This is a genomic window from Fusobacterium sp. IOR10, from assembly GCF_010367435.1.
Taxonomy (GTDB): Bacteria; Fusobacteriota; Fusobacteriia; order Fusobacteriales; family Fusobacteriaceae; genus Fusobacterium_B.
The window spans coordinates 1-10174 of sequence record NZ_WJWY01000044.1 but is presented as its reverse complement, the minus strand read 5'-3'; the positions used below and the strand labels follow the sequence as shown (position 1 = coordinate 10174).

Sequence of the window (10174 nt, the reverse complement as noted above, 5' to 3'; positions counted from 1 at the left end):
GTAACAGTTGAATTAATCCATGCAATAGCAATGGAACAAGGATTAAGATTTGCCATCAGAGAGGGTGGAAGAACAGTTGCTTCAGGTGTTGTTTCTGAAATAATTAAATAAATTTAATATACATTAATATGTATATTATCAAAAATAAAAAAGACTAGAGAGTAATCTCTAGTCTTTTATTTTTTAGTCTTATATAGTATAATTTATATACAATATAAGACTAAAATCTGTTAAAGGTCTAAGAGCTATTTATTTTCGATATTTCTTTATAAAAAATGATTTATTTGATATAATTAATACTGTGGATAAATTGTTATCTACAATTATATTTAATTAGGAGAATCTATGATAAAATTAATCGTAATAATATTAATAATACTTGTAATTATGTTTTTTAACAGAAAGGGAATTCCAATCTTTCTTTATCATCAAGTTAATAATTTATCAAATATTACACCTGATTTATTTGAAAAACATCTTCAAATTTTAAAAAAGAAAAATATTAACACCCTTACAATTTCTGAATACTATAGGAATAATAACAATAAAAATTCTGCCCTTATAACTTTAGATGACGGTTATATTGACAACTATTTATATGTTTTTCCTCTTTTGAAAAAATATAATATGAAAGCTACTATTTTTCTTAATACTTTTTATATAAAAGAAAAACATAGTGGCAAAAGTATTGAAATAGAAACAAATGGAGTTGCAAATAATGAAGCTATTAAAAAATTTTTATCTTCTGGTAATGCTGGGAGTGAACAGTATTTAAGTTGGGAACAAATAAAAGAAATGTCTCAAAGTGGTTTAGTAGATTTTCAAGCTCATTCTCATAAACATATGGCTATTTTTAAAAATGATAATTTAGAAGATATTTTTCTTGAAGATGAAGGAGACTGCACTGATACTTTTTTATATAAGCATATAAAAAAAGGATTCCCAAAATTTCCCAAAAGAGGAGAATATTCAGGAAAAGGAATTATTATTAAACCTGAATTCTTTGATCTATTTGAAGATTATTATCAAAAGAAATTAGTTGGGAAAAATAAAAAAGATTTGCTGAAATTAGGAAACAAATTCATAAAAAAACATAAAAAAAATTATTTTATTTATGAAACAACCTTTGAAGCAAATGAACGTATAAAAAAGGATTTTATTACTAATAAAAATCTAATTGAACAACATTTAAATAAACCTGTTTTGTTTTTTTGTTGGCCTTGGGGACATCGAGACAAAGAATCCATATCTTTATTGAAAAATCTAGGAATAAAAGGTTTTATTACAACTAAAAAAGGAACCAATTCATATTACCCTAACTGGGACATGATAAGAAGAATTGAACTCAGAAAATTTACTCCTTTTAAATTTAAAATTAATCTTTTTATAAATAGAAATTTATTTCTAGGAAAGCTATACGGTTGGCTTTCTTAAACTTAGGAGGAATTTATGACATTATCTGTAGCTATAATAACGTTTAATGAAGAAAATAATTTAGAAAAAACTCTTACTGCAGTTTCTTCCATTGCTGATGAAATTATCATAGTTGATAGCGGTTCCACTGACAACACTCAAAATATAGCTATTAAATTTAATGCAAAATTTTTTACTGAATCTTGGAAGGGGTATGGTCCTCAAAGAAATTCAGCTATAGAAAAATGTTCTTCAGAATGGATATTAAATATTGATGCTGACGAAGAACTTTCTAGTAACTTAATTGAAAAAATAAAAGAAATTAAATCAAATTCTAAATATTTTGACCAAGAAGTTTTCAAAATCAATTTTACTTCTGTTTGCTTTGGAAAAAAATTAAAATATGGTGGATGGAGTAATTCTTATAGAATAAGATTATTTAAAAAAGGAGCTGGTTCCTTTAATAATAACACTGTTCATGAAGAATTTATCACTGAAAAAAAAATATTTTCCTTAAAAGAAGATATTTATCATCATAGTTACATTTCTTTAGAAGATTATTTTAATAAATTTAATCGTTATACAACTGAGGGAGCCTTAGAATACTATTCAAGGGGGAAAAAGTCTTCTTGTTTTCAAATTGTCTTTAATCCCATATATAAATTTATAAAAATGTATATTATCCGTCTAGGTTTTCTTGATGGTATAGAAGGACTTATGATTGCCAGTGCTAGCGCTATGTACTCTATGGTTAAATACTTTAAATTAAGAGAAATCTATAAACACAATACTTACATAAAAAAATAATGATTTTTTAACTAAAGCAAGGAGAAAATAATGAATACAAAGAATATAAAAAGAATAATAGTGTCTAGAACTGATAAAATTGGAGACCTAATTTTATCCATTCCTAGCTTTTTTATGATAAAAAAGATGTTTCCTGAAGCAGAATTAATTGTTTTAGTTAGAAAATATAATTATGAAATCTTAAAAAATTTACCATATATAGATCGAATTTTAAAAATTGATGATTATCGTCATGAAATATTACTAGAAAAAATTAAATATTTTGGAGCTGATGTTTTTATAGCCCTTTATAATGATAATTTTATCTCAAAATTAGCTAAAGCTAGCAAAGCTAATTATAGGATTGGTCCTATTTCAAAACTTTCATCTTTTTTTGTTTTTAATAAAGGGGTTTTTCAAAAAAGATCCAAATCCATTAAAAATGAAGCTGAGTACAACTTGGATTTAGTTTATAAGTTAAATCCTGAAAAATATAACGAAAATTTTGAAATAAATAATGCACTAGTTCTTACAAAGGAAAATTTAAGTGTTGCAAATATATTTTATACAACTAATAATATTGGAACTAAAACTCTTGTGGTTAATCCTTTCATGGGGGGATCTGCTAAAAATATAAGTGATTCTCAATATGCTAGTTTGTTAGAAAAGATTTATAATCGTGTTCAAGATATAGATATTATTTTAACCTGCCATATTTCTGAGGAAGAACGTGGAGAAAAAATCATTACACAAATTAATAAAAAAAGGGTTTTTCTTTTTGCCAATGGAGGTTCTATTTTAAATCTTGCTGCTATTATTGAGAAATCTAAAGTTTTTTTAGGAGGTTCTACTGGACCTACTCATATTGCAGGGGCTTTGAAAAAGGATATTGTTGCAATATACCCTGATAAAAAAACTCAACACCCTATTAGATGGGGAACATTTAATAACCCAAATACAAAATATATTATTCCTGATAGTATTAACAAATCTACAAAAGAAAAATATTCTAAAAAAAATAAATTATTTTCTTCTTATAACGACAAAGTTGAAGCTCTTATTTTAGATTCATTGGAAGAAAAACTAAATAATTAAAAGTAGGTGAGCTTATTGAGAATCTTAATAATACATACAGCTTTTATAGGAGACATAGTTTTATCTACTCCTCTTATAAAAAAAATTAAAGAAAGTTATGATAATTGTTCCATTACCTATGTTACTACTCCTATAGGTGCTGAAATTTTGAAAAACAATCCCAATCTTAATAATATTATTATTTATGACAAAAAAGGTGAACACAAAGGTTTAAAAGGTATTTGGGATTTAGGAAAACGTCTAAGATACGAAAATTTTAATATTGTTATTACTCCTCATAGATATTTAAGAAGTTCTATTCTTTCTTGGTTATCCCGTTCTCCAATAAGAAGAGGATATGATATTGCAACTGGTTCTTTTCTTTTTACTGATAAAATTCATTATGATAAAAGTAAACACGAGGTGGAAAAATTACTTTCATTTGTTAATTGTGAAAAAACTAATAATAAACGATATGAAATTGAGCTTTTCCCAAGTGATAAAAATGTAGAATTTGCAGATTCCATATGGGAAAAAAATAATCTTGATAATTACAAAATTATTTCTATCAATCCTGGAAGTAAATGGTTTACAAAGCAATGGCCAATTGATTATTTTAATATTTTAATTAAAAATTTAAACAAATATGATTCTATTAAAGTTATTGTTCTTGGGGGAAAAGAAGAAACTAATTTGCCTATTTTTAATGAAAATACCATTGATCTTAGGGGAAAAACTTCTTTACTTGAATTATCTGAAATTCTAAAGAGATCAGATATTGTTCTAACAAACGATTCTTCTCCTATCCATATTGCTTCTGCCTTTAAAAAACCAAAAATTTTTGCAATATTTGGGCCCACTGTTAAATCTTTTGGATTTTTTCCTTGGAGCTTAAATTGTGAAATTTTTGAAACTAATAATTTAAAATGTCGACCTTGTGGGATACATGGAGGAACTTCATGTCCTGAAAAACATTTTAAATGCATGAAAAATATTACTCCTGATAGTATTTTAAGAAAAATTATAAATTATTTAGGTGTTGATATACATGGCTAAATATAAGGAATCTAAAATATTTTTTAATGATTTCTCTAAAATTATTTATAATGAATTTAAAAATAATAATTTTGAAATTTTAAAAACTTTAAAGGATGATAATAGAAGTTTAGTACAATTAATTTCCATAAAAAATCAACCTTATATTCTTAAAATCCCTAGGGAAAAAAACAAAAGAAAATGGCAAAGACTTTTATCTTTTTTCAGAGAAGGAGAAAGTAAAAGAGAATTTAAAAATTTAAAAAAAATAAAAACTTTAGGTTTTAATTCTCCAAGACCATTTTTTTCTTTAGAATATAAAAAATATGGTATGACATTGGATTCCTTGTTAGTTTCAGAATATATCCCTGGGAGGGAATCTTCTTTAGATGACCTTGAAAAAGTTGTTAATACTTTAAATAAAATACATAGTTATCATTTTTTACATGGAGATTCTCAATTAACTAATTTCATGGTTTCTAACAATGAAATATTTTTAATTGATAGTAAATTTTCTAGAAATATTTATGGAAAATTTGGAGCTGCTTATGAATTTATTTATCTTGAAGAAAGTTGTAATAAAGATTTAAGAAACTACTATGACAAAAATAATGTTTTTTATAAAGGTGCTAAATTTTTAAATGTTTATTTACATTGGTGGGGAAACTTTAGAAAAAAAATAAGAAACAAAAAATAGAAAGGACATATATTGTGAAAATATTAATAATAAGATTGAGTTCCATAGGTGACATTATACTAACAACACCTATTTTAAAACAATTAAAAAGGAAATATCCAAATATTACCATTGATTTTTTAGTTATGAATAATTTTAAAGATTCTATTTCAGGTTTGGACTATATAGACAACCTAATTATTTTTCATAAAGAAAAATACGATTCCTTCAAAGGGCTTATTAAATTTGGAAAAGAACTTTCTAAAAACAATTATGACTATGTATTTGATTTACATAATAAATTAAGATCTTTTATTATATCTAAAAATATAGACTCTCAAGTTTTAGTTTATCCCAAAAGAAAATTATGGAAATCTATTTTTGTTAAATTAAGACTTATTAAATATCATGCTGACGATACTATTGTTAAAAATTATTTTAAACCCTTTGATTTTATGGGTATTTCTTATGAAAATGAAGATTTAACTTTTTCCTTTTCTAAAAAAAATTTATTATCTGTATCTAAATATTCCTCTCATTTTGTAATGGCTCCTGGAGCCTCTAAGGAAACTAAAAAATGGACAACTGACGGTTTTGGAACTTTAGCTAAGAAACTTTATGATGAATATAATATTAAAACTGTTTTAATTGGCGGAGACTCTGATATTCTCCGTTGTGAAAAAATAAACAAAATAAGTGAAAATAGTTGTATAAATCTTGCTGGGAAACTTTCATTAAAAGAAAGTGGAGCTCTTTTATCTATTTCTAAGTTACTTATAACAAATGACTCTGGTCCTTTTCATATTTCTAGAGGCGTTAAATGCCCAACTTATGTTATATTCGGCCCAACTGATCCTAACATGTTTGAGTATGACAGTAATAATAAATTAATCTACAGTAATGTAAAATGTTCCCCTTGTAGTTTACACGGAGATTTAAAATGCCCTAAAAGTCATTTTAAATGTATGAAAAATATCACTGCAAATTTTATTTTAGAAAAAATAAAGAAAGATTTTATTTAATTAAGGAGGTATTACAATGGCTACAAAAAAAAATAGTTCTTTAGATAAAACTAAAGCTCTTGAATCTGCGATAAAACAAATTACAAAGGATTTTGGTGAAGGTTCTATTATGAAATTGGGGCAGAATGCTGCTATGAACATTGATGTTATCCCAACTGGAAGTATGAATCTAGACAATGCTCTTGGGCTTGGAGGAGTTCCCCGTGGAAGAATTATAGAAATCTATGGTTCTGAAAGTTCTGGTAAAACAACTCTTGCTTTACATATTATTGCTGAGGCTCAAAAAATGGATGGAATTGTTGCTTTTATTGATGCTGAACATGCTTTAGATCCAAAATATGCAAAGGCTCTTGGAGTTGATATTGATGAACTATTAATTTCTCAACCAGATTATGGAGAACAAGCTTTGGAAATAGCAGATATGTTAGTTCGTTCTTCTGCAATTGATGTTATTGTAATTGATTCTGTGGCTGCACTTGTTCCAAAAGCAGAAATAGATGGGGAAATGAGTGACCAACAAATGGGGTTACAAGCTAGATTAATGTCCAAAGCTCTTAGAAAATTAGCAGGTACATTAAACAAATCAAAAACTACCCTTATTTTTATAAATCAAATTAGAGAAAAAATAGGTGGATTCGGATTTGGACCTCAAACTACTACTACAGGAGGAAGAGCTTTAAAATTTTATGCCTCAGTAAGACTGGAAATAAAAAGAATTGGATCTGTTAAACAAAGTGATGAAATTATTGGTAATGAAATTATTGTTAAAGTAACTAAAAATAAAATAGCTCCTCCATTTAAAGAAGCAGCTTTCCAAATTATGTATGGAAAAGGAATCTCAAAAGTTGGTGAAATTTTAGATGCTTCTATTAAGGCTGATATTGTTGCTAAATCTGGTGCTTGGTTTAGTTATGGGGATATACGTTTAGGTCAAGGTAAAGAAAATGTTAAAAACAGACTGGAAGATGAACCGGATTTATTAAATAAAATTTACGAAGATTTAAAAAAATCTTTAATTCCTGTTGAGGAAATTATAGATCCACAAACTGGAGAGATTTTAAATGAAAGTAATCAAGATACAGAAAAGTAAAATTTATTTTGAAAATAATGTCTGTTTTTCAATCCCTAAAAATAAAATAAAAGAGCTTAATTTAACTGAAGGAAAATGTTTAGAGAATAAGTTGTATTTAGAAATCTTAAAAGAATCGGCTCTTTCATTTTCCTATTGGTTATTAACTAAAAGAGATTACAGTATTAAAGAACTTAGAATAAAACTTTTGACAAAATACAAAGAACCTACTATAATATCAGACATAATATCTTTATTAAATGACAGGTGTTATTTAGACGATTGGAGATTTGCTAAAGGCTTTATTAATACTCATACCCATTGGGGCAGAAAAAAACTAGAATACTTCTTAGCCTTAAAAGGTGTTGATGAAAGCATAATCACAAATCTTCTAAATGAAAATAATCCTCATGAATTTGAAGAAATTAAAAAAAAATGGCTTCAAATGAAGGATAAAGATGACTATAAAAAGATACAATCCCTTATGAGAAAAGGGTTTGAATATCAAAATATAAAAAAAGTTATTGATGAATTATAGGAGGTTATATGTTTGGAATTATTTTTTCATTTTTATTTATTTTATTTATTTTCATTTATAAAGAAATTTGTTTTTTTCCTTTTCTGTTTTATAAGAACAAGGATTTTAAAATAAGAAAGGCTCGTGTTTATTTAAGGGAAATGAGTATTTCTTTTCTTAAACTTCTTAATATTAAAGTTAATGTGAAATATAAAGACAATTTTAATATTAGTACTCTAGATAAATCTCAACCTATTGTTATTATTTCCAATCATCAGAGCAATTTCGACATTCCTGTTTTATTATCTGTTTTTAAAACTTTGGATATTGGATTTGTAGCTAAAAAAGAAATGGAAACTTGGCCATTATTTTCTAGATGGATGAAAAGAGGAAATTATGTTTTTCTAGATCGAAAGAATCCTAGAGAAGGAATTAAAAGTATCAAAAAGGCAGTTTCTATTGTAAAGGCAGGATATCCAACTGTTATTTTCCCTGAAGGGGAAAGAAGTTATGATGGTAAAATTGGTAATTTTAAAAAAGGTAGCTTTAAACTTCCTTTAGATAGTAAAGGTATTATTATTCCAGTTACTATTAATGGTACTTTAAACATTCAAAAAAAAGGGTCCCCTTTAATACATTTCTCTAAAAAAATAAGTGTTACTGTTGGTTCCCCAATAGATTTAAAATCCAAAGATCCTAAATTTAATAAAAATATAAATTTAATTATTGAAAAAATAATCAAGGAGAATTTTTAATGAGAAATATAAAACTTACATATTCTTATGATGGTAGCTGTTTTTTCGGATTTCAAAAACAGCCTAACAAAAGGACAGTTCAGGGAGAATTGGAAAAAGCATTAAATTTAATTTTAAAAGATAAAATTAATTTAATAAGTTCTGGAAGAACTGATAGAGGTGTACATGCTAAGGAACAAGTTTCAAATTTTTTAATAAAAAATGGAATTAATATCCCTATAAATAATCTATTAAGAGCATTAAATAATCTTATTCCAAATGATATTGAAATTTTTAATATAGAAGAGGTTCCTATTTCCTTTCATTCTAGATATATGGCAAAAAAAAGAACTTATGAATATTTGATAACATGGAGAAAAGATGTTTTTTCTAGAAAATATAAAACTTATATTTCTGAAAAAATTGATCCTTTAATTTTTTGTGATATTTTGAAACCTCTTATTGGAATCCATGATTTTAATAATTTTAGACTTAAGGATTCTAATAATAAAACTAGTATAAGAGAAATTTTTAATATTAAAACTTCTTTAAAAGACCCTTATACATTATCTGTTTTTATTGAAGGAAATGCTTTTTTAAAAACTCAAATTAGAATTATCATGGGGATTGCTTTAGATATATATTTCAATAAAAAACCATCAAACTATATTGAATTATTACTAAAAGAACCTAATATAGTTAGAAAAATTGAGGTTGCTGATCCCTATGGTTTATATCTTTTTAAAATAAATTACTAGGAGATGTTTATTTATGAAAATTAAAGAAATTTCAATTAATGATACTAAATATATTAATGAAATTATTCAAATGGAAAAATTAACTTTTGGGAATTTAGGGGGAGTTGATTTATGGATATTAAAACCAATGGTCAGCTTTGGAAAAGTTTTTGTTGCTTTAGAGGGGGAAAAAGTCATTGGAGCAGCGGAATTCCTAATTTCTTTTGAACGTCCTTCTGCTTTTTTATATGGAATTTCTGTAAATAATCTTTACCAGAATAAAGGTATTGCAGGTTCTCTTTTAAAGTTTAGCGAAGACTATTTTTCAAAAAAAGGTATTCTTTATATTTCTTTAACTGTTGATCCTAAAAATACAAAAGCTGTTTCTCTTTATAAAAAAAATAAATATAATTTAAAATGTTTAAAAGAAAATGAATATGGTGAGAACATTCATAGATTTGTTATGGAAAAAAAATTAGTTTAAATCTTTTTCTTTACTTTCATATTAATTTCCTTTATAATTATAATGATTACAATTTAAAAGGAGGTCAAATATGAATTCAATTTCAAGTGTTTCTGAAACCAATAGCTTATTTCTAAAAAGCAAAGGAATAAAACCGTCTTATCAAAGATTAAAAATTTATTCTTTCTTAATAGAAAATAGAATTCATCCTACAGTTGACATTATTTATAAAAATTTATGCTCTGAAATCCCTACCTTATCTAAAACAACTGTCTATAATACTTTAAATTTATTTATACAAAAGAAACTTATTCAAAAATTAATAATAGAAGAAACTGAAACTAGATACGATATTAATACTTCTATGCATGGTCATTTTAAATGTGAAAAATGTGGAGAAGTTTGTGATATCTTTTTAGATGATGATGTTCTGTTATCTAAAAAGCTTCAAAACTTCAAAATAAATGAAACACATATTTATTTTAAGGGCCTTTGTAAAAAGTGCTCAGCCATAGCTTAAAATAAAGGTTCTTTGTCAACTGGTGTTGGTGGAGAAAAATAAAAAAATAAATAATGTTTTTGTTCCTTCAGCTTTATGCTGAAGGAATTTTTATTTTTGTTAAATTGCTATAAATTAAAATTCTATTT

Annotated in this window: 13 protein-coding genes; all 13 read left to right on the top strand. The window is 25.6% G+C overall.

Translation table 11 applies throughout. The annotated features are described in order from the left end of the window. Nucleotides 1-111: hypothetical protein (locus tag GIL12_RS09425; protein WP_203522595.1), on the top strand; the 111-nt coding region annotated here is incomplete at its 5' end. A gap of 234 nt (nucleotides 112-345) precedes the next feature. Further along, complete coding sequence (locus GIL12_RS09420) at nucleotides 346-1434, top strand: polysaccharide deacetylase family protein (RefSeq protein ID WP_163470226.1); 1089 nt, start codon at nucleotides 346-348, stop codon at nucleotides 1432-1434. Nucleotides 1435-1449: 15 nt separating this feature from the next. Continuing rightward, the gene (locus GIL12_RS09415; RefSeq protein ID WP_163470225.1) at nucleotides 1450-2220 is read left to right on the top strand and encodes a glycosyltransferase family 2 protein; all 771 of its coding nucleotides are present in this window, start codon (nucleotides 1450-1452) and stop codon (nucleotides 2218-2220) included. Nucleotides 2221-2250: 30 nt separating this feature from the next. Then, a complete protein-coding gene (locus GIL12_RS09410) occupies nucleotides 2251-3294 on the top strand; it encodes a glycosyltransferase family 9 protein (RefSeq protein ID WP_163470224.1) in 1044 nt (347 codons plus the stop codon). A 15-nt stretch (nucleotides 3295-3309) separates the two neighbouring features. Then, a complete protein-coding gene (locus GIL12_RS09405; protein ID WP_163470223.1) occupies nucleotides 3310-4329 on the top strand; it encodes a glycosyltransferase family 9 protein in 1020 nt (339 codons plus the stop codon). Continuing rightward, entirely contained in the window at nucleotides 4322-5005 is a 684-nt protein-coding gene (locus GIL12_RS09400; protein WP_163470222.1) for a lipopolysaccharide core heptose(II) kinase RfaY, read from the top strand. Before GIL12_RS09405 ends, GIL12_RS09400 begins: the two co-directional genes overlap by 8 nt. 14 nt (nucleotides 5006-5019) lie before the next feature. Further along, nucleotides 5020-6006 (top strand): glycosyltransferase family 9 protein, encoded by a 987-nt coding sequence (locus tag GIL12_RS09395; protein WP_163470221.1) that lies wholly within the window; start codon nucleotides 5020-5022, stop codon nucleotides 6004-6006. 16 nt (nucleotides 6007-6022) lie between these two features. Further along, nucleotides 6023-7096, top strand: coding sequence for a recombinase RecA (recA, locus tag GIL12_RS09390; RefSeq protein ID WP_163470220.1), 1074 nt, complete (start codon nucleotides 6023-6025; stop codon nucleotides 7094-7096). Further along, complete coding sequence (locus tag GIL12_RS09385) at nucleotides 7068-7613, top strand: regulatory protein RecX (protein ID WP_163470219.1); 546 nt, start codon at nucleotides 7068-7070, stop codon at nucleotides 7611-7613. The genes recA and GIL12_RS09385 overlap by 29 nt, the downstream gene beginning before the upstream one ends. 8 nt (nucleotides 7614-7621) lie before the next feature. Then, nucleotides 7622-8347 carry a 1-acyl-sn-glycerol-3-phosphate acyltransferase gene (locus tag GIL12_RS09380; protein WP_163470218.1) on the top strand — a complete coding sequence of 242 codons (726 nt, stop codon included), beginning with the start codon at nucleotides 7622-7624 and terminating at the stop codon, nucleotides 8345-8347. After that, nucleotides 8347-9084: a tRNA pseudouridine(38-40) synthase TruA gene (gene truA / locus GIL12_RS09375; protein WP_163470217.1), complete on the top strand. Its 738-nt coding sequence runs from the start codon at nucleotides 8347-8349 to the stop codon at nucleotides 9082-9084. Before GIL12_RS09380 ends, truA begins: the two co-directional genes overlap by 1 nt. A 13-nt stretch (nucleotides 9085-9097) precedes the next feature. Then, nucleotides 9098-9547 carry a GNAT family N-acetyltransferase gene (locus GIL12_RS09370; protein WP_163470216.1) on the top strand — a complete coding sequence of 150 codons (450 nt, stop codon included), beginning with the start codon at nucleotides 9098-9100 and terminating at the stop codon, nucleotides 9545-9547. Between the two features lie 70 nt (nucleotides 9548-9617). Next, entirely contained in the window at nucleotides 9618-10046 is a 429-nt protein-coding gene (locus tag GIL12_RS09365) for a Fur family transcriptional regulator (RefSeq protein ID WP_163470215.1), read from the top strand. The last annotated feature ends 128 nt before the right edge of the window (nucleotides 10047-10174 follow it).